At 69.5% G+C, this 19,572-nt stretch carries 19 protein-coding genes and 2 tRNA genes; 11 read left to right on the plus strand and 10 right to left on the minus strand.

Annotation, left to right across the window (positions count from 1 at the left end; genetic code table 11):
* Positions 1–233 precede the first annotated feature (233 nt).
* The 4 genes from OU415_RS34785 (at position 234) to OU415_RS38270 (ending at position 3,976) form a co-directional block, all read left to right on the plus strand.
* Entirely contained in the window at positions 234–1,640 is a 1,407-nt protein-coding gene (locus OU415_RS34785) for a cytochrome P450 (RefSeq protein ID WP_270953856.1), read from the plus strand.
* 148 nt (positions 1,641–1,788) lie between these two features.
* Positions 1,789–2,343, plus strand: a complete 555-nt coding sequence (locus OU415_RS34790; protein WP_270953857.1) for a DUF4352 domain-containing protein — start codon at positions 1,789–1,791, stop codon at positions 2,341–2,343.
* Positions 2,344–2,629: 286 nt separating this feature from the next.
* Positions 2,630–3,421, plus strand: a complete 792-nt coding sequence (locus OU415_RS34795; protein ID WP_270953858.1) for a L,D-transpeptidase — start codon at positions 2,630–2,632, stop codon at positions 3,419–3,421.
* 48 nt (positions 3,422–3,469) lie between these two features.
* Positions 3,470–3,976, plus strand: coding sequence for a hypothetical protein (locus tag OU415_RS38270; RefSeq protein WP_333779282.1), 507 nt, complete (start codon positions 3,470–3,472; stop codon positions 3,974–3,976).
* Between the two features lie 544 nt (positions 3,977–4,520).
* Here OU415_RS38270 and hisC read toward each other — a convergent pair.
* Complete coding sequence (gene hisC, locus OU415_RS34805) at positions 4,521–5,582, minus strand: histidinol-phosphate transaminase (RefSeq protein ID WP_270953859.1); 1,062 nt, start codon at positions 5,580–5,582, stop codon at positions 4,521–4,523.
* Between the two features lie 196 nt (positions 5,583–5,778).
* On the opposite strand from hisC, the gene OU415_RS34810 reads away from it, so the two are divergent.
* From OU415_RS34810 to OU415_RS34825, 4 genes are all read left to right on the plus strand, one after another.
* Entirely contained in the window at positions 5,779–6,441 is a 663-nt protein-coding gene (locus OU415_RS34810) for a dienelactone hydrolase family protein (RefSeq protein ID WP_270953860.1), read from the plus strand.
* Between the two features lie 160 nt (positions 6,442–6,601).
* Complete coding sequence (locus OU415_RS34815) at positions 6,602–8,581, plus strand: acetoacetate--CoA ligase (RefSeq protein ID WP_270953861.1); 1,980 nt, start codon at positions 6,602–6,604, stop codon at positions 8,579–8,581.
* 73 nt (positions 8,582–8,654) lie between these two features.
* A tRNA-Ser gene (locus OU415_RS34820) sits at positions 8,655–8,744 on the plus strand.
* 41 nt (positions 8,745–8,785) lie between these two features.
* A tRNA-Arg gene (locus OU415_RS34825) sits at positions 8,786–8,858 on the plus strand.
* A gap of 478 nt (positions 8,859–9,336) precedes the next feature.
* Here the strand turns inward: OU415_RS34825 and OU415_RS34830 are convergent.
* From OU415_RS34830 to OU415_RS34865, 8 genes are all read right to left on the minus strand, one after another.
* Positions 9,337–9,870, minus strand: coding sequence for a hypothetical protein (locus OU415_RS34830; protein ID WP_270953862.1), 534 nt, complete (start codon positions 9,868–9,870; stop codon positions 9,337–9,339).
* Positions 9,871–10,068: 198 nt separating this feature from the next.
* Positions 10,069–10,689: a hypothetical protein gene (locus OU415_RS34835; protein ID WP_270953863.1), complete on the minus strand. Its 621-nt coding sequence runs from the start codon at positions 10,687–10,689 to the stop codon at positions 10,069–10,071.
* A 419-nt stretch (positions 10,690–11,108) separates the two neighbouring features.
* The gene (locus tag OU415_RS34840) at positions 11,109–11,837 is read right to left on the minus strand and encodes a MerR family transcriptional regulator (protein ID WP_270953864.1); all 729 of its coding nucleotides are present in this window, start codon (positions 11,835–11,837) and stop codon (positions 11,109–11,111) included.
* Positions 11,838–11,862: 25 nt separating this feature from the next.
* Positions 11,863–12,711, minus strand: a complete 849-nt coding sequence (locus tag OU415_RS34845) for an alpha/beta fold hydrolase (RefSeq protein WP_270953865.1) — start codon at positions 12,709–12,711, stop codon at positions 11,863–11,865.
* A 44-nt stretch (positions 12,712–12,755) separates the two neighbouring features.
* Positions 12,756–14,030 (minus strand): MFS transporter, encoded by a 1,275-nt coding sequence (locus tag OU415_RS34850; RefSeq protein WP_270953866.1) that lies wholly within the window; start codon positions 14,028–14,030, stop codon positions 12,756–12,758.
* Between the two features lie 100 nt (positions 14,031–14,130).
* Positions 14,131–14,676, minus strand: coding sequence for a TIGR03086 family metal-binding protein (locus OU415_RS34855; protein WP_270953867.1), 546 nt, complete (start codon positions 14,674–14,676; stop codon positions 14,131–14,133).
* 1 nt (position 14,677) lies between these two features.
* Entirely contained in the window at positions 14,678–15,160 is a 483-nt protein-coding gene (locus OU415_RS34860; RefSeq protein WP_270953868.1) for an SRPBCC family protein, read from the minus strand.
* Complete coding sequence (locus tag OU415_RS34865) at positions 15,157–15,516, minus strand: ArsR/SmtB family transcription factor (protein ID WP_270953869.1); 360 nt, start codon at positions 15,514–15,516, stop codon at positions 15,157–15,159. The genes OU415_RS34860 and OU415_RS34865 overlap by 4 nt, the downstream gene beginning before the upstream one ends.
* 144 nt (positions 15,517–15,660) lie before the next feature.
* Here OU415_RS34865 and OU415_RS34870 point away from each other — a divergent pair, with 144 nt between their 5' ends.
* Positions 15,661–16,062 (plus strand): hypothetical protein, encoded by a 402-nt coding sequence (locus OU415_RS34870; RefSeq protein WP_270953870.1) that lies wholly within the window; start codon positions 15,661–15,663, stop codon positions 16,060–16,062.
* A gap of 139 nt (positions 16,063–16,201) precedes the next feature.
* Here the strand turns inward: OU415_RS34870 and OU415_RS34875 are convergent, their stop codons facing one another.
* Complete coding sequence (locus OU415_RS34875) at positions 16,202–17,446, minus strand: MFS transporter (protein WP_270953871.1); 1,245 nt, start codon at positions 17,444–17,446, stop codon at positions 16,202–16,204.
* 45 nt (positions 17,447–17,491) lie between these two features.
* Between OU415_RS34875 and OU415_RS34880 the strand changes: the two genes are divergently transcribed.
* Positions 17,492–18,493 carry a GlxA family transcriptional regulator gene (locus OU415_RS34880; RefSeq protein WP_270953872.1) on the plus strand — a complete coding sequence of 334 codons (1,002 nt, stop codon included), beginning with the start codon at positions 17,492–17,494 and terminating at the stop codon, positions 18,491–18,493.
* Positions 18,494–18,583: 90 nt separating this feature from the next.
* On the plus strand, positions 18,584–19,369 hold the full coding sequence (locus OU415_RS34885; RefSeq protein ID WP_270953873.1) for an SDR family NAD(P)-dependent oxidoreductase: 786 nt from the start codon (positions 18,584–18,586) through the stop codon (positions 19,367–19,369).
* The last annotated feature ends 203 nt before the right edge of the window (positions 19,370–19,572 follow it).

Below are 19,572 nucleotides of genomic sequence, written 5' to 3' on the forward strand. Positions count from 1 at the left end.
GCACGGCGGGTGGGCGCGCCCCCCCTCCCCGCGCGCCGACCGGCCACCCCGCCGCTGGTTTCGTGAGCACTTCGGGGCGCTATGGCACCCCAAAACACTCACGACACCGCGAACTCCCGCTGGATTGGGGGCGTTCGGCGGAACAGGTTCGCGCTCACGGCGGATGAGGTTCGCGACCGCGACGTGCTTCCGTGGAAGGGGGATCGCCGCCCCGTGCCGCAGGGAGGTCGCCGGTGACGACTCGTGCGCTCGTCAGTCAGCTGCAGTCCGCGATCTCCCACGCCGAGCGGATGGCCGCCACGCGTCCGCTGGCCGTGCCGCCAGCGGGTTCCGGTCTGAAGCCGGTGTTCGGCAACCGTGGTTTACCGGTCATCGGGCACACCGTCAGCGTGCTGACCGATCTGCTCGACTCTTCGCGCCGCCGGTACGAGGAATTCGGCCCGGTGTCGTGGGGCGTGACGCTCGGCGCCAAGGCGATCACCGTGATGGGGCCGGACGCGATCGAGGCCGTCGCCACCAACCGGGACAAGGCGTTCAGCACCGAGGGCTTCTACGACTACCTGATCGGCCCGTTCTTCCGCCGCGGCATCCTGCTGATGGACTTCGAGGAGCACCGGCACCACCGGCGGATCATGCAGCAGGCCTTCACCCGCGACCGCCTGCTCGGCTACCTCGACGCGATGACCCCGGCCATCGAGCGCGCCCTGTCCCGGTGGCGGCCGAGCGAGCGATTCCCCGTGTACACCGCGGCAAAGCGGCTCACCCTCGACATCGCGACCGAGGTGTTCGTCGGCGAACGGCCCGGCGCGGACGCGGACCGGCTCAGCCAGGCGTTCGTGGCCGCGGTGCAAGGCGGCCACGCGATCGTGCGCGCCGACGTGCCCGGCGGCACCTGGGCGAGAGGACTGCGCGGGCGCCGGATGCTGGAGAGCTACTTCCGGGAGCGGATCCCGGCCAAGCGGGCGGGATCCGGGCAGGACCTGTTCAGCGTGCTCTGCCGGGCCGAGACCGAGGACGGCGACCGGTACTCGGACGACGACATCGTCAACCACATGATCTTCGTGCTGATGGCGGCGCACGACACCAGCACCATCACGCTCGCGATGACCGCCCACTACCTCGGCAAGCACCCGGAATGGCAGGACCGGCTCCGGGAAGAGGCCGCGGCGCTGGGCAAACCGGCGGTCGAGCACGCCGACCTGGACCGGTTGCCGCAGCTCGACATGGTCGTGAAGGAAGCCATGCGGCTCAACGCGCCGGTGGGTGCGCTGTTCCGGCAGACGGTCGCGGACACCGAGATCCTCGGCCACCACATCCCGGCGGGCACCAAGGTGGCCGCCCAGATCTACGCGACGCAGCGGCTGGCGCAGTGGTGGCCCGAGCCGGACGTGTTCGACCCGGAGCGCTTCGCCGAGCACCGCAGGGAGGACAAGGTGCACCGCTACGCGTGGGCGCCGTTCGGCGGTGGCGCGCACAAGTGCATCGGCATGCACTTCGGGACCATGGAGGTGAAGGCGATCCTCCACCAGCTCCTGCTGAAGTACCGCTGGAGCGTCCGGCCCGACTACGAGCCGCCGATGCGCTACGGCACCGGCCCGATGCCCACCGACGGTCTCCCGATCCGCCTCCGCCGCGCGTGAGCTGATTCGGCTCGGGCTTCGCCATAAGAGGATCCGCAGTGCAGCCCAACTTTCCTTCAGAACATTAGCCCATTCCGGTGAAATTTCGCGCTCGGGCGTGCAAAGGTCCAGTCCTACTGTCAACCCACATCCCCTTGTGTGAGGAACGTTGAAGAGGCTGATTGCACCCCTGGCCGCGGCGCTGGTGATCGGGCTGGCGGGCTGCGGCCCCGCGGTGCCGACCGTGCCCAAGACCAGCACGGACTCCAGCAGTTCGGAGTCCGGTAGCTCGGAAACCGGTGAGGCGAGCGGGGAAACCACCGGCGGGCCGGTGGCCTTCGGTGAGTCCGTCGAGGTCAAGAAGGACGCCGGCGCCAAGCTGAAGGTGTCCATCGCGGCCCCCGCCGACCTCGACCCCGCGCAGGCGAGCTTCCCGCCGGAGGTGGGCAAGTACGTCGCCGTCGACGCGAGCGCCGAACTGCTGGCCGGCACCGTCGACAACATCAGCGACGACGAGTTCACGCTGGTCGACGCGCAGGGAAACCGCTACGAGGCGGCCACCGTGACGCTGGACAACATGTTCCTCCACCTGCTGACCGAAGGTGAACCGGTTTCAGGCAAGATTGTCTACGACGTTCCGGCCGACGCGACCGGGTTCACCGTCGAGTACGCGCCGACCGATGCCAACGAGAAGCCGATGGGCGTGCTCGCCACCTGGAAGTAACGTTTCGCTTTTCCCGGCCGGGTCATTCGGTCCCCTTTTGGGATCGAGCGACCCGGCCATTTGTCGCTCGGTAGAGCTAAAAAATCAACACTATCGTGCGAAGGCCCCTTAGTAACGAATCAAAACAATCGATCGAGAATGACCGTTTCGCCTGGTCAAGGCCTTGATCGACTGAATCGATCCCCGATCGGCCGACGTCACCCGCTTGCAGGTCCGGGTTAGCGTCCATTCGGCGTTGATCTCCCCAGGTCACAGCCGAATCGCACTACGGGGCCAGGAGCCGATCATGAGTCCACGTACGACAGCCGCCAAGCGCAGGATCCAGCTGGGTGCTGCTCTCGGGGCACTGTGCGTCGCGCTCTCCGGATGCGGCACCGCGCCGGCGGCCCAGTCCGCGCGGCAGGTCATGGCCCGGGCCGACCTGGGCATGCAAGCACCGTCCAGCACCTTCACCGAATTCCCCACCGCGCCGAAAGACCCTGCGCCGGAAGGGGAAACGGAAGGCGTCGTCCTGCACGTCAAGCAGGACATCGCGGTGCACCACGACCCGGACGGTGCGGTGTTCGCCAAGCTGCCCGCATCGCAGCTGGAGAACCCGACCTGGGTGCCGATCATCGCCGAACGCGGGCCGTGGGCACAGGTGCTGCTCCCGTCCCGCCCCAACGGGAGCACCGGCTGGGTCCGCACCGACGGGCCCGTCGAACGCGCCCGCACGCCCTACGTGGTGGACGTCGACATCGACGGGCGGCGCCTCGTGGTCCGCAAGGACGGCGCCCCCATCGGCGAATGGGTGGTTGGAGTCGGAGCGCCGAAGTCGCCGACCCCGCGCGGCCGGACCTACATCATGGCCGCGATCGAGGAGACGGTGACCAAGTTCAGCCCGATCATCCTCCCGCTGGGCACCCACTCCAACACCTACAGCACCTACGGCGGCGGCCCCGGCACTGTCGCGCTGCACGGCTGGCCGAACTCTTCGGTGTTCGGCCAAGCCGCGAGCGACGGATGCGTCCGCGTGCCCGACGATGCGCTCCAGCTGCTGACGACTCTGCCGCTGGGAACCCTGGTCCACCTGCGGTGATCACCGAGGATGGAAATATCCCGAAAGACGAGGAATTGGGAGGGAGCTATGCGTAGAAGTGCTTGCCTCGCAGGCGCGTTCATCGCTGGCGCGGGACTGCTGGCCGGAGGCCTTCCGGCGTTCGCCGACTCGGCGGACAACGACGGCATCAACGCCGGCAACGACAACAACGTGAGCGTGGCGCCGATCCAGCTCTGCGGCAACAACGTCGCGGTGCTCGGCGCGGTCGTGTCGGCGCTTTCGCCGCAGGCCAACAACTGCGTCAACGCGCCCGTCGTGGACCACCCGCAGCACGACGGCTCGGCGGAGAAGCCGCCGTCCGGGGACGACGACACCCCGCCGAGCGACGGCTCCACCCCGCCTGGCGACGGCTCCACGCCTCCGGGTGACGGCTCCACGCCGCCTGGCGACGGTGTCATGCCTCCGGGTGGCGGTGCGGCCCCGCCGGTGCAGGGCGCGACCCCGCCGGCCCAGAGCACGACCCCGTCCAACTCGAACCTGCCCACCGCGCCGTCCCCGGCGCCGGTGGTCGGGCACCACGCGGTCACGGGCTGATCGACGAACACCCCGCCACCTGAACGGGTACAACACTCCGTTCAGGCTGGCGGGGGTTCGGGATCACAACTACATTCCGGAGCTGCGTAGATCACTACGTGCTCCACGTGGTCGTCCCGGCTCGGACGACCACACCCCCTGCGGTGGTGTCCGGCGAAGTACTCCCCCTCTCTTCGCTGGGCACCACCGTTTTACGTTTTCAGGTGGTCCTTTTGCGGGGCGGTGCGGGTGGCGGAACCTCAGCGCCCGCCCGGGGAGGCGAGGACGCTCGCGGTCAGCGCCGGATTGCTGGAGTCCTGGCACTCCTCGCCCGGTTCGGGACCTTCGCCGAAGCCGGACCAGCCCTGCTTCACCGCGCCCGGCTCTAAACTGCGGTCGCCGTCGCCAGACCGGCAACGGCCTTCTTCGCGAACTTCACTCGTGCCCCATGGCACTCTCTGGTGTGCCCCTGGGGACGAAGCTACGCGCGCGCAACCCGGAAACGATCATGGAATGACCGAGTTCGGCGCATCCGAGGAACCGGATGCGCCGAACCCGGGAACCGTCACTGCGCCGATCGGGTGAAAGATCCCGCGGCGGCGAGGAAGGCGTCGTTCTCCTCCGGGGTACCGATCGTCACGCGGGCCCCTTCACCAGCGAAAGCCCGGACCACGACGCGGTTTTGGAGGCAGTGCTCGTTGAACTCCGCAGTCCGGTCGGCCAGCGGGAGCCACACGAAGTTCGCCTGGGTCTCCGGGACCTCGTAGCCGAGGGCGACCAGTTCCCGGTGCACGCGCTCGCGCTCCGCGGCGATGTTGGCGCAGCGCTTCTGGAGTTCGTCCTGGGCTTCCAGGGACGCGATCGCGGCGACCTGGGCGAGGGCGTTGACGCTGAAGGGGATGCAGACCTTGCGGAGCGCTTCGGCGACCTCCGGCGGGGCGATCGCGTAGCCGACGCGGAGGCCGGCCAGGCCGTAGGCCTTCGAGAAGGTGCGCATCGAGGCCACGTTGGTCCGCTCGCCGGCGATCTCCACCCCGTCCGGGGCCTCCGGGTCGTCGACGAACTCGAAGTACGCCTCGTCGAGGACCACCAGGACCTCTTCCGGCACCCGGTCCAGGAACGCGTTGAGCTCCGCCTTGCGGAGCAGCGTGCCGGTCGGGTTGTTCGGGGTGCACACGAACATCAGGCGGGTGGCCGGGGTGATCGCGGCGAGCATCGCCTCCAGGTCGAGCGCGTGCTCACCGGTGAGCGGGACTCGGACCTGCTTGGCGCCGACGACCTGGGTGATGATCGGGTAGGCCTCGAACGAGCGCCACGGGAAGATCACCTCGTCCTCGCTGGTGCAGGTGGCCTGCACCAGCTGCTCGCACAGCGCGACCGAACCGCAGCCGACGGCGATCCGCCCGGGGTCCACGCGGTAGTGCGCGGCCAGCGCTTCGGTCAGCCGGCCGACGCCCATGTCCGGGTACCGGTGCACCTCGGTCGCCGCCTGGTTGATGGCCGCCACCGCACTGGGCAGCGGGCCTTCGGAAACCTCGTTGCTGGCCAGCTTGATCGAACCGGGCACGGTGCGTCCCGCCACGTAAGCGGGCAGCTGGTCGAGGTCGGCACGGGTGCGCACGCTCATCTACGACTCCTTCGAGGTCGGTCAGGCTGACGTTAACGCGCCGGGGGTGGCCGGAGCAGCCCCATATCCGATGTCCCGGCCCGACTCCGGTCAGTGCAGCCCGTTGCCGCGTTCCGGTGATCTTGTGACGAAGTCGCTGGTCCGACCGGATGACTGTGTTGACTGGTGTTCACCTCGGCGTGATTACCTGCACGGCATGACCGAAACCCGGACCGAGACGATCGCGCTCACCGACGGCACCGAACTCCGGCTCACCGTGGCCGAACCGGACAACGTGGTGCGCGGCGGGCTCGTCTTCCTGCACGAGGCCCGAGGGGTCACCGAGCGGGTGCGCGGGCTGAGCAGCGCCCTGGCGGAGGAGGGCTGGCTCACCGTCGTGCCGCACCTGTACCACGACGGCGACCCCGACCGGGTGCGGAAGCTGTCCGGCGAATCGATCCTGGCCGACACGGACGCGTCCTTCCTGTGGCTGTCCGACCAGGGCGTTCCCGCTGATCGGCAGGGGATCATCGGGTTCGACATCGGCGGTTCCGCGGCGCTGGTGGTGGCCGCGAGCCGCACGCTGGGCGCGGCGGTCAGCGTCGGCGGGCGCGGCATCCTCGAGCCGCTGACGGCGGAGCTGCCGCCGCTGGTGGAGATCGCGGGCGAGCTGTCCAGCCCGTGGCTCGGCCTGTACGGCGACGACGAGGGCGTCGAAGCCGGCGACGTGGACAAGCTCCGGGAGGTCGCGGACTCGGCGCCCGCGGTGACCGACGTGGTCCGCTACCCGGGCGCGGGGCACCGCTTCGACCGCGATCCCGAAGCCGCCGCCGAGGCCTGGCGCCGAGCCCGCAACTGGCTCGACCACCACCTCCGCTGACCCTGTGGACAACTCGCCCCTCCTGTGGAGAACTTCCGCAAATTCAATGGAAATCGGACGTCTGATTTCCGTTGAATTTGCGTCCCCCTCGGGGACCGGGGTGGAAAAGGGCAGGTCGGTGGGGTTGTTGTGAGTTGGGTTCCGGGGTTACCAAGGGTGCATGGGGTTCAGGGCGCCTTCCCCGGAAGTGCTGTGGCGGCCGAGCAGCGAGCAGGTGGCCGCCAGTCGGATGGCGGCGTTCCGCCGGTGGTTGCGGTCCGAGCGGGGCGTTGACCTGGCCGACTACCGGGCGCTGTGGGAGTGGTCGGTTTCGGATCTTCGCGGGTTCTGGGGCGCCGTCGCGGACTTCTTCGACGTCGGGTTCCACGACCGCGCGGACCGGGTGCTGACCACCGAGGTGATGCCGGGTGCGGAGTGGTTCCCCGGCGCGACCCTGAACTACGCCGAGCACGCGCTGCGCGGGGGACCGGGCAAGGGCGAGGACGACCTCGCGGTGATCTTCGAGCGCGAGGACGGGCGCACCGAGGAGATCACCTACGGCGAGCTGCGATCCCGTGTGGCGGCGGCCCGCGCGGCGCTGGTGGACCTGGGCGTCCGGACCGGCGACCGGGTTGCCGCGCTGGCGCCGAACTGCCCCGAGACGCTGGTCGCGTTCCTCGCCGCGGCGAGCCTGGGCGCCACCTGGTCGTCGTGCTCGCCGGATTTCGGCGCGCGGGCGGTGGCGGACCGGTTCGTGCAGATCGAGCCGAAGGTGCTGATCGCGGTCGACGGCTACCACTACGGCGGCCGCGCCTTCGACGTCCGACCCGCGGTCGACCAGCTGCGCGAGGCGATGCCGGTCGCGACGGTGCTGATCGACTACCTCGGCGAAGGCGCAACGCTGAGCGGTGCGCTGAGCTGGGACGATCTGCTCGCGCAGCACCGCGGCGCGCCGCTCGAGTTCGACGCGGTGCCGTTCGACCACCCGCTGTGGGTGCTGTACTCCTCGGGCACCACCGGCCTGCCCAAGGGCATCGTGCACGGCCACGGCGGCATCGTCCTGGAGCACCTGAAGGCCATCGGGCTGCACTGCGACCTCGGCCCGGGCGACCGGTTCACCTGGTTCACCACGACCGGCTGGATGATGTGGAACTTCCTGGTCGGCGGCCTGCTGAACGGCACCGCGCTGGTGCTGTTCGACGGCAGTCCCGGTCGCCCGTCGCAGTCGGTGCTGTGGGAGCTGGCCGCGCGGACCCGGGTGAACTTCTTCGGCACCTCGGCGCCGTACGTCCAGAGCTGCTTCAAGCGCGGCCTGCGCCCGAAGGACGACTTCGACCTCTCGGCGCTGCGCGCGGTCGGCTCCACCGGGGCGCCGCTAAGCACTGACGGCTTCCGCTGGATCGCCGACGCGGTCGGTGAGGACGTGCAGATCGCCAGCATCTCCGGTGGCACCGACGTGTGCACCGCGTTCGTCGGACCGTCCCCGGACGTGCCGGTGTGGCTGGGCGAGATCTCCTGCCCGATGCTCGGCGCCGCCGTGGCCGCCTACGACGAGCACGGCGCGGAGCTGCACGACGAGGTCGGCGAGCTGGTGCTGACCCGGCCGATGCCGACCATGCCGGTGTTCTTCTGGAACGACCCGGACGGCTCCCGGCTGCGCGAGGCCTACTTCGACGTGTTCCCCGGCGTCTGGCGGCACGGCGACTGGGTGCGGATCACCGACCGCGGCTCGCTGGTGATCTACGGCCGCAGCGACTCGACGCTCAACCGCGGCGGGATCCGGATGGGCACCGCGGAGTTCTACCGGGTGGTGGAGGGCTTCGACGAGATCGCCGACTCGCTGGTGATCGACACCTCGGGCCCGGGCCGGACCGATGACGAACTCCTGTGCTTCCTGGTCCTGGCCGAAGGCGCGTCGCTGGCCGACGTCGAGCCGCGGCTCGCGGCCGCTCTGCGCAGCGAGCTGTCACCCCGGCACGTGCCGAACCGCTTCATCGCCGTGGACGAGGTGCCGCGGACCCTGAACGGCAAGAAGCTCGAAGTTCCGGTCAAGAAGATCCTCACCGGAACCCCGCCGGAGCGGGCGGTCAGCCGCGACGCCCTGGGCAACCCGGCGGCCCTGGACTCGTTCGTGCAGCTCAGGGGGCATCTGGATGATTAAGGGGACCCCCCTGGAAACCCCCTCGGGAGGGGTGTGTATATTTTTCTCCGGTGGCCGCGAAGAACGGACGCCGGGAGGCTTCGCCTAGTCTGGTCTATGGCGCCGCACTGCTAATGCGGTTGGGGGTTACGCCCCCTCCCGGGTTCAAATCCCGGAGCCTCCGCAGAGGTTCTCACCGTAAGGTGGGGGCCCACAATTGAACAAGCGCCCGTAGCTCAACGGATAGAGCATCTGACTACGGATCAGAAGGTTAGGGGTTCGAATCCCTTCGGGCGCACGTCTGGTCGAGACAGCTGGAAACCCCCTCACGCAGGGGGTTTCCTGCTTTCCAGGGTCGGTGACGAGGCGGTCAGCCCTGCCCGTCAAGCCCGGGATGCCAGTTAATCGCCAACTTTCCATCCCGGGTGAGGTGGACCACGAGTCGGGCACCTCAGCGCTGCGCCGGGACTCCTGCCGGGGCATGTAGGTGTTCAGGGGCGTCCACGGGTTGGAGTGGCCAGGACGACGGCGATCTCCCGGGCGGTTATCCCCGCGTCGTCGAGCAGCGTCGCGAAGGCCTTGCGCAGTGTGCAGAAGGTCACCCATTCCTGGCTAAGACCATCACGTTGTTGATCTCAGCCTTCACGCGCTTGGCCAGGCTCAGGCCGTTGGCCCTCAGCTTGGCCTGACACAGGCTGCCCAATGCCGGGCCAGGCCGACGCCGAGGGTGATTACTTACCCGGCGTCGGCCTGTTCGCGCTGTGAGTCGCGATGCCTTAGATGTGCTCGAGTGCTTGCCTAGCTAGCTCGCGCATTGTCGCGGGACTTGGGTTGCCGGTCACCGGTTCAGTTTCGGCGATGTGAACGGCGGAATCCCGGGGGTGGGATGCGTAGTGCTTGCCGGCAAAGGAAATGTGCTGGTAGCCAGCGGTTTCGCCTGCCAGGGGCGTCACGTTGCCCGAGCCGTTGCGTTCGGCGAGCCCGTTCAGCGACTCAGCGGCAGACGGGCTGACCATGTCGGCCCGTGCGGTCGCGATCAGCACGGCGTTGCCATGATTGTCTTCGGCCTTGAACAGCTTGCGCTGCAGGCTGATGCACGGTTGTTCTCCGAAGAACTGGCGAACTTGTCCGTAGGAGTGACTGGCGCAGTTCGCATCGATTGAGGTGTTGATCTCAGTGGCGGTGTAGCCGGCCGCTTCCCAGGCAGGAGCGGTAGCCGTGGTGCTGACGCTTGGTTCAGAGCCGCCGAAGATCCAGAAGAGGAAGATGCAGGCGACGAGTAGGCCAGCGCCTGCCCCGAGATCGGTCATGCTGGTGCTAGGCGCGCTGTTGGCGCGAGATCGTCGGTAGTGCGATCGGACGTAGGTACCGTCTTTCCGCCGGTAAGACCTCACGTAGTCCACGTTGCTCCTTTGGCAGTGCCGGAAGCGCTGCCAGACCTCGATGTTGCGGAGGCCTGGCAGCAGCCGTGTGGCTGGGAAGGCGTGCTTCGGGAGGACATGGCCGCGTTACGCGGCAGAGGACTGCCAGTGCGTTGTGTACTTCGCGGCTTCACCGGCGAGGAGGGCGTCGAGGTCGTTGCGGTTGGTGTTGCGGCGCAGGCGGAAGGGCTTGCCTCGCCGCACATCCAGGACCATGGGGTGAGCGCTGGAGAGCAGGTGGGGCATCTCGCGTTCGAGGACGCGCAGCATGAGGTTCGCTGCTTCGGAGGACAGTTCGGGTTCCTTGAGGTACGGCAGCACGACCTCGGTCTTGTCGTTCGCGTAGCGGAGACCGATCAGGTTGTTCAGCTGCACGTCGAGATTCCCGGCTGTCCAGACTGCTTCGGAGACCTTGATGCCTGTGGCCTTGACCTTTCGTGACCAGCGGACGAACCCTGCTTCCAACGCCACGAAGTGGGCATACTGCTTGTCGTCCGCCTTGTTCACCGCCCTCGCCAACTCCTCGGCAGGAGCCACCGAGTTGAAGGCCCGACGAAGGGCAGTGCGGATCGGGGAGTAGAAGTAGCCGCCCTTGTTTTTGGGGTCGAGGTACAGCTTGCGCTGGTCTTTGACGATCTTGACGCAGCCACGGGGGGTGCTGTGGATGTAGTCGAGGAACGATGGGGCACTGATCCGGATTGGATCCAACAGAGCTCCTACCTCTTGGGAGGTAGCGGCCCACCTGCTGAGTGAAGTTTGCTACAAGCCCTTGCCAACTCCATCTCGTCACCCTACTGTCGCAGTTGCAGCTAAGACGTAGAGTGGGGCCTTTACCTCACTTGTTAGTCGTCAGACGTCACCGTAGTGGCAGGAGGCGCTTTGCGCCAGTCAAAGTCGACGTGATCTAGGTCACGTCGACTTTGTGTTGCTGGCGCGCCGCAGGATCTCCGTCGGTTTGCCGTAGATGTGTGCAGCGGCCATGGTCAAGCAGTGTAGGTATGAGCACCGACACTGCCCGGGGCTGCAGGCGCGCGCCGACTCGCGAGAATCCGGCCAGGATTGCCAAGAAACTGCCAACGATCGACCGCTGGCCATGGCAACTAAGGGGTGACCTGTTGCGCGGTGGGTCACCGGCGCTCGCGGCGTTGGGTGGCTCGGTGGGTGAGGGTTTCGAGGACTCTTTTCCAGGCCGGTGAGGTTTCGGCGATCTGGGCCGAGATCAGGTTCAGGTAGGTCGGGCGGCTTGCGTCTCGTTCGTGCTCGATCTCCCAGGCGTCCAGGTCGTCGATCAGGTCGTTCAGGCGGGGGTCGTTCGGGTCCCAGTCGACCGATTGGTCGCAGGCCAGGTACAGGCGTCGGGTTTCGGGGTCGTCGAAGCCGGCGTTCTTCTCGCGGATCCGCTGCGGCACCGCCTCCGGGGTCAGCGCCTGCATCAGGATCCACGCGTCGCGTTCGAGCTGCACCCTCCGCTCGCTGACGCCGAAGTCGCGCATCCGGTTCAGGACGGCGACGACTTCGGCGGGCAGGACGAGCTCTTCGCCGCTGGCCAGTCCGCCGATGCGGCGGCGGTTCTCGGTCAGCTGGTCGATCTTGCGCTGCAGTTGCGCGTCGATGTCGCTGATGGCCGCGGCGAACTCGGTCGGCTGGGCGTGCAGCAGGGCGTCGATGCGGGACAGCGGCACACCGGCGTCGGCGAGGGTTCTGATCCGGATGAGGTCCACCGCGGCTTGCGCGCCGTAGCGGCGGTATCCGGAGGCGTCGCGCTCGGGCTCGGGCAGCAGGCCGATGTGGTGGTAGTGGCGGACGGCGCGCACGGTGACGCCGGCGGTCGCGGCCAGCTGGCTGATCGTGAGCACCGTCCTCCTCGGGTCTCCGTGGAGTCTAGGGACGAGTCGCTCCCACGACGTCGCGGACGGCCTGGACGACGGCGTCGGAGCGGTCGAAGCAGAGCCGGTGGTGGGCGGTGTCGGTGAGGATGCGCTGTTCCCCGCGCGGGACCGCGCTCACCAGCGCCGCGTCCATCCTCGTCCGGCCGTCGTGCATCGCCTCCTGGTCGGGGTCCAGCACGCTGAGCGCGATCACCGGGACGTCGGGGATGTCCGGTCCCCGCAGTTCAGCGGCGAGCTCGGTCAACCCGGTGCTCTCGGCGGCGCCGGTGCGGATCCACTCGTCGCTCAGGTGGGCGTCGATCAGCGCCTGCCGCACGTGTTCCGGGTAGTCCGCGAACACCTCGGTGAACATCTCGCGCAGGGCCAGGCGCATCTGCTCCGGATCGGGTGCCATCCGCTCGGCTGCGGCCAGGCTCGCGGCGGGCGGCATGAAGTCGTCCCAGTCGCGGTGGAGGGCGTCCAGGAAGACCAGCCCGGCGACCTCCTGCGGGTGCAGCTGCGCGAACCGGTGCGCGTAGAGGCCGCCGAGGGAGTGCGCGACGAGGACGTACGGGGCGTCGACGTGCTGGGCGTGCAGCAGGTCGTGCAGCTCCGCGGCGACCTCGGTGGCGGTGCGGGGCAGGGGGAGCGGGTCGCTGTAGCCGGTGCCGCCCCGGTCGTAGACGACAGCGGTGGTGAACTGCGAAACCTGTTGCTGGACGCCGAAGTAGTCGAGGCCGACCGCGTTCGCGCCCGGCAGGAACACGACGGCCGGGCCGCCGCTTCCCGACCGGTGCGCGAAAACGCGGCGGCCGTCGATCTCCTGGAACCCGCCGATCGGCGGGGCGAGCTTGCTGGTCATGCGGTGAGGTTCCAACCCTGACGCAGGGGCAAGGTCAAGGCGCCTCAGACCGTGCGGACGCAGGCGCACTGGCACGCCGCGAGCGTGCCCTCCGCCGCATCGACGACTTCCGGCACCACCGCGCGGGATTCGGTGCGAGGCCAGACCGCCAGCGCCGTAGCGGCTCCGATCACGGCCAGGACTGCCAGGACGGTCCAGGTGGTGGTGAAGCCCGCCTGCGTGGCCACCCATCCGGCGATCGGGTAAGTGACCAGCCAGGCCAGGTGGGACAGCGAGAACTGGGCGGCGAAGACCTCGGGGATCCCGGCGGGATCGACCGCTCGCCGCAGCACCCGCCCGGTCGGCGTGATGATCAGCGCCATCCCGCCGCCGACCGCCACCCAAATCACCCCGGTCAGCAGTGCCTCGGCGACGCCTGCAGCGGACATCACGACCGCCGAGCCGACCGCGAGCACCAGCACCGCGGCACCGGTCAGCATCACCGACCGGTCCGCCACCCGGTCCAGGACGCGCGGGAGGGCCAGCGCGACCAGCAGCGTTCCCGTTCCGGACGCGGCGAGCATCCAGGCCACGTCGGACTGGGTCCCGCCGAGGACGTCGCGGACGTAGTTCACGGTGTTGACCACCACGATCGAGCCGACGGCGGCGACCGCCAGGTTCAGCGCCATGACGCCGCGCAGGCCCGGGGTGGCCGCGAACCTGCGGATCCCCGACACGGCCCGGTCCCAGGCGTTCGCGTGCGAGCTGGGGCGCGCGTCGGGGATCCGCGTGGACAGGACCAGCAGCGCGGATGCTGCGAACCCGATCGAGGTGCCGAGGAACAGCAGGTTGAACGACAGGAAGGCGAGCGCCACCGCCGCGAGCACCGGGCTCAGCAGGCTCTCCATGGTCGAGGCGACCTGCGATGCGGACAGGGCGCGGGTGTAGTCGGACTCGTCGGTGACGATGTCCGGGATGACCGCCTGGAACGTCGGGGTGAACGCCGCGGACGCGGTCTGCAGGATCCCGATCAGGACGTAGACCTGCCACACCTCGGTGACGAACGGCAGCGCGATCACCACCAGGGCGCGCACCACGTCGAGGCCGGTCAGGAACCAGCGCCGGGGCAGCCGGTCGACGTAGGCGGCCGCGAGCGGTGCGACGACCACGTAGGCGACCATCTTGATCGTCAGCGCCGTGGCGAGGACCGCTCCGGCGCGCTGACCTGCGAGTTCGTAGGCGATCAGGCCGAGCGCGACGGTGGCCAGGCCGGTGCCGAACAGCGCGATGACTTGAGCGCTGAACAGCCGCCGGTAGTCGCGAATCGCGAACAGCCCCATGTCCGTCCTCCCGAGTTCCTGATACCCCTAGGGGGTATCTGAGTTCGGGAGTATGGAAATACCCGTGAGGGGTATGTGTCAAGGCTGTTCGCGGGTCGGATCAGGACGGCCAGGCGGGATCGCGGCCGATGAACGCCATCAGCTGGTCCTGCGCGGAGGCCCCCTCGGGGGCAGGCACGGCGGGGCCGAACTGCCCGCTGTCGCGCAGCAGCTGCTCGATCTGCTTCATGCCCTCCAGCGCGGCGCGGCACCGCTCCTCGCCCAGGTCGGGCTCGTGGCCGAGCGCTTTGGCGAGATCCCAGGTGTGCATCCAGACGTCGGCCGTGTAGAACTGGTCGATCGCCTCGTCGACCGGCTTGTCGCCGGTGTGCGGGTTGCTGAGCACCCGTCCGGCGGGGTCGTCGAGGATCGCCTGGACGTCGCTGACGTGCTGCTTCCAGGCGGCGACCGGGTCGGCCTCGACGTCCAGCGGCGCGAGTTCGATCCCGGCGCCCGCCAGGAAACCGCGGGACCACTCGACGAGGTGCTTCACGACGTCGAGGGCCGTCCACCCCGCGACGGGGCTGGGCCGCGACCAGTCGTCGGCCGCCTCGACGAGTTCGGTGAACCGCGTGGCGTCGTGCGCGTGCTGCTGGGCCGGTCCCATCTCAGGCTTCCTTCGCGAGCAGTTCGTCGAGCTTGTCGTAGCCCTCGTTGACGCCGACGTCCATGCCGCTGGCCAGGATCCCGTCGCGGGTCTCGAAGTCCTGGACCACGCTCAGCACCCGCAGCCGGGTGCGCCCTCCCTCGAGCGCTTCGAAGGTCAGCGTCTCCAGCGCGACTCCGTCGGGCGCGCCCTCGTAGGTGAAGGTCCACACGATCCGCTCCTGCGGCCGGACCTCGTGGAAGCTGCCGTAGAAGGTGGCGATCTCCTCGCCGTCGCGGTCGTTGGCGAAGGCCCACTCGCCGCCGGTGCGCGCGTCCCACTTGGTGACCCGCGTGGTCAACGAGCGGGGCCCGACCCACTGCGCGTAGAGCTCGGGGTCGACGTGGGCTCGGTAGACGTGCTCGGGTGCTGCGTCGAACTCCCGGATGATCTCGATCGTCGGGACCTTCTCGTTCGCCAGGATCTCGGTCTGGTGCTTGGTCATGATGCGTCCTCCGCTCGGTTCGGCTGCTCGTCGGTCATGCGGTCCAGCAGGGCGTCGAGGCGCTGGTAGCGCTCCTCGGCTTCCCGGCGATAGCGCTCGATCCACTTGGACATCAGGTCGAACACCTCCGCGTCCAGGTGCACCGGTCGGCGCTGGGCGTCCCTGCTGCGGGTCACCAGGCCGGCCTCCTCGAGCACCTTCACGTGCTTGGAGATCGCCTGGAAGCTCACGTCGTAGGGCTCGGCGAGCTCGCCCACGGTCGCGTCCGCGCTGGCCAGCCGGGCCACCAGCTCGCGCCGGGTCGGGTCGGCCAGTGCCGCGAACGCCCGGTTGAGCTGCTCTGTGCTCTCGTCCACCGGTCTTCCTCAACTAGTCGGTTGAATAAGACCGTAAACCCGATCGGCTCCGTACGCAACCGATCGGTTGAACAAGGTGGTTCCGGGCGGGCGCGGTGGGCGGGGCAGAATGCCTGTCGGTTGTCCGCGATGGGGAGGTTCTCGATGGCCGCTGGCGATGACATGGACCGCGCGATCCGCGCGTTGCGCACGGGTGCGGCGCTGCCCGCAGAATCCTCCGGGCTGCTCGCCGACCTCGTCGAGGCCCACGTCAACGCCGAGGTGGGCGCGACCCCGCCCAGGGGGTGGCTGATGGCGGACATGGCGGCGCTCGACCTGGCCCGCGAAGCCCTGGAAGGGCGCCAGGCGGCGCCCGACGACCTGAACCGGCTGATCGAGATGCTGCGCGGGGGAACGCCGCTGCAGCCCGAGCACTCGCCGAAACTGGCGGCCCTGCTGGAGAAGCACCAGCTGCTGGAGTGGCCGGAGGAGACCTCGGAGGCCTGGCAGCGCGTCCGCGACGGCGCGCAGGCCGTCGCCGCCGCCGTCGTGCAGTCGATGGGCTAGCGGCCGCGTCGGATCGGGAACCAACGGCCACTGCGCACGTCCTGCCGAGATGCCGGGAAAGGTTGGCAGCAGTGGACGTTGACGTGTCTTTCCCGTTCGAGCAGCGGTGCGCCCGGGTGCTGGTGGAGATCCCGCGCCGTCACGCCGGTTGAACCGCGGGCTTCTTGATGGCCGTGGCGAGCAGGGCTCCCATCGCGCACAGGCCGGCCGCGCTGATCCAGACCGCGTCGTAGGAGCCCATGAGGTCGCGGGCCAGTCCGCCGCCGAGCGCGACCAGCCCGGCGCCCACTTGGTGGGCCGCGCTCACCCAGCCGAAGACGATCGCGCCGCCGTCGCCGAAGACCTCGCGGCACAGGGCGATCGTCGGCGGGACCGTCGCGACGTCGAGCAGGCCGAACAGGACCGCGAAGGCGACCATCCCGGGCTGCACCGTCGGCGCCAGCAGCGACGGCAGGAACAGCAGGGACGTGCCGCGCAGGGCGTAGTAGGCGGCCAGCAGCAGGCGGGGGCTGAACCGGTCGGTGAGCCAGCCGGAGGCGATGGTGCCCGCCACGTTGACCACGCCGATGACCGCCAGCAGGGACGCGGCGATGGTCGTCGGCATGCCGTGGTCGTGCGCGGCCGAGGCGAAGTGCGTCCACATGATCCCGTTGGTGGAGGCCCCGCAGATCGCGAAAGTGCCCGCCAGCAGCCAGAACGGGCCGGTCCGGGCCGAGCTGAGCAGCAGCCGGAGCGCGCGGCGGGCGGCGCCCGGCTCCGGGAGCGGCTTCGGTTCGAAGGCCGTCGCGCCGTACGGGCGCAGGCCGAGATCGGCCGGGTGGTCGCGGAACACCGACCAGGTCAGCGGGGTCGCGGCCAAGGCGAGCAGGGCGAGCGCGATGGTCGCCGAGCGCCACGCGAAGTGGTCGACGACCCAGGACATCACCGGCAGGAACGCGAACTGGCCGAAGACGCTCGCGGCGGTCAGGAACCCGGTCACCAGTCCGCGGCGGGTCGTGAACCAGCGGTGCGCCACGGTCGCCGCGAAGGCCATCGCCAGCGCGCCGCACCCGATCCCGACGAGCACGCCCCAGCCCGCGACCAGCTGCCAGGGCTCGGAAACGGCGGTGGTCGTGCCGGCTCCGGCGGCGATCAGCAGCAGTGCGCCGACCGCGACCCGGCGGAGGCCGAAGCGGTCCACCAGCGCTGCGGAGAACGGCGCGGTCAGCCCGTAGAGCACCATGTTCACCGACACCGCGATCCCGATGGTGGCGCGGGACCAGCCGAACTCCTGGTGCAGCGGGGTCACCAGCAGGCCCGCCGTGGTGGCGCAGGCGCCCGCGACGACGACGACCAGGGCGGTGACGGCGGTGACCCACCAGGCGCGGTGCACTTCGATTCTCATGGTCGTCGACCTTGCGCTGCGCGGAGCTCGCGGACGAGTGGCTTGATGGACAACATGTGCAAGAATCGGGCCATGCGGGTTGTCGTGCTGGTCCGGCATGGCGTCATGCCGATGGAACTGGGGTTGGTGCACCAGCTGTTCGGGCGGGCTCGCACGCCTGCCGGGGAGCCGTTGTACGAGGTCGTGACCTGCGCTCTCTCGCCGGGCGAGGTGCGCACCGACGCGGACTTCCCGATCCACGTCGCGAGCGGTCCGGAGGCGCTGGACGACGCCGACACCGTGATCGTCCCGGCCACCCACGAACTCGACGAGACCGAGACAGAAGGGCGGCTCGGCCCGGAGCTGGCCGCTGCGCTCGCCCGGATCCGGCCGGGCACGCGCATCGCCTCGATCTGCACCGGGGCGTTCGTGCTGGCCGCCGCCGGAATGCTGGACGGGCGCCGGGCGACGACGCACTGGAATTCCAGCGACCGGTTCCGCGAGCTGTTCCCGTCGGTGCAGCTCGACCCCGACGTGCTCTACATCGACGAGGGCGAGGTGCTCACCTCGGCCGGTGAGGCGTCCGGGATCGACCTGTGCCTGCACATGATCCGGTGCGATCACGGGGCGGCGGTCGCCAACGAGGTCGCGCGCGTGATGGTCGTGCCGCCGCACCGCGAGGGCGGTCAGGCCCAGTACGTCCGGAGGCCGGTGCCGGAACCGCAGATCTCGTCCACCGGGCGGGCGCGCGCTTGGGCGTTGGAGCACCTGGACCGGCCTTTGGCGCTGCGCGAGCTGGCCGCGCAGGAGGCGATGAGCGTGCGGACGTTCACCCGGCGGTTTCGGGACGAGGTGGGGATTTCGCCGCTGCAGTGGCTGACGCAGCAGCGCATCGAGCGGGCGCGGCAGCTGCTGGAGGAGACCGACCTGGCGGTGGACCGGATCGCGGCCGACGCCGGGTTCGGGACGGCTGCCTCGCTGCGCCAGCACCTGCAGGCCGCGCTCGGGGTTTCGCCCAGCGCCTACCGCAGCACCTTCCGCGGGGCCGAGGAGCTCGTGACCCGTTGAGCCCTTGCCCGGCGCTGTTCGCCGGGTGATGATCGGCCGGTCGGAGCTCGTGGACTTATCGGTCCCTTGTGGACGGTCTGGAGGCTGCTCGTGGTGGATCGGCTGGCGAACCTCTTCCGGCTCGATGGGCGCAAGGCCGTGGTGGTCGGCGGCGGCAGCGGTCTGGGCCGCGCTAGCGCCGTGGGCCTGGCCGAATTCGGGGCCCAAGTGGTCATCGCGGACGTGGACACCTCCGGTGCGGCGGAGACCGCGGAGTCGATCCGGCAGCTCGGGCACGAGGCGAGCTGGCGCGAGCTGGACGTGCGCGACGGTGCCGGGATCCGGGAGCTCGCCGCGGCGGAATCCGACGCCGAAGTGCTGGTCGTGACGCCCGGCATCAACGTCCGCAAGCGCCTGGCGGACACCGCGGACGAGGAGTTCGACCGGGTCGTCGACGTCAACCTGAAGGGCACCTACCGGCTGCTGCGCGACTTCGGCGCGCGGATGGCCGAGCGCGGGCGCGGCAGCATCGTCACCTTCGCCAGCTTCCGGGCGGAAGTCGTCGAACCCGGCCAGGGCATCTACGCGGCGACGAAGGCCGGCGTGGTGCAGCTGTCCCGCGCGCTGGCGGCCGAGCTGGGGCCGAAGGGCGTGCGGGTCAACGCCATCGCGCCCGGCCCGTTCGAGACGCCGCTGACCGAGCAGATCAAGTCCGACGAGGCGTGGTACGGCGCGTACGCGAGCAAGACGGCGCTGGGCCGCTGGGCCAAGGCGGACGAGATCGCCGGCGCCGTGGTCTACCTGGCCTCCGACGCGGCGTCCTACGTCACCGGAACCCTCCAACTCGTCGAAGGAGGCTGGACGGCCATCGACGGCCGCTTCGACCCCGGCGTCTGACCCTCACCCGATCAGCCGTCGACCCTTCAGTCCGGACTGAAGGCAGTTTCAATTGAAACTGTGATCCGCCGTGCCTGGGATCCGCAGTTTCAATTGAAACTGCAGTCCCACCGGCGTGTCGGGACCCCGACATGCCGAGGAGCGTCGGGCTCCGACACGCCGACAGGAGTGGACAGGTCCGGGGGCCTGTGGATGAGAACCGC

Origin of the sequence: Saccharopolyspora oryzae (genome assembly GCF_027853915.1) — a bacterium.
Taxonomy (GTDB): domain Bacteria; phylum Actinomycetota; class Actinomycetes; order Mycobacteriales; family Pseudonocardiaceae; genus Saccharopolyspora; species Saccharopolyspora oryzae.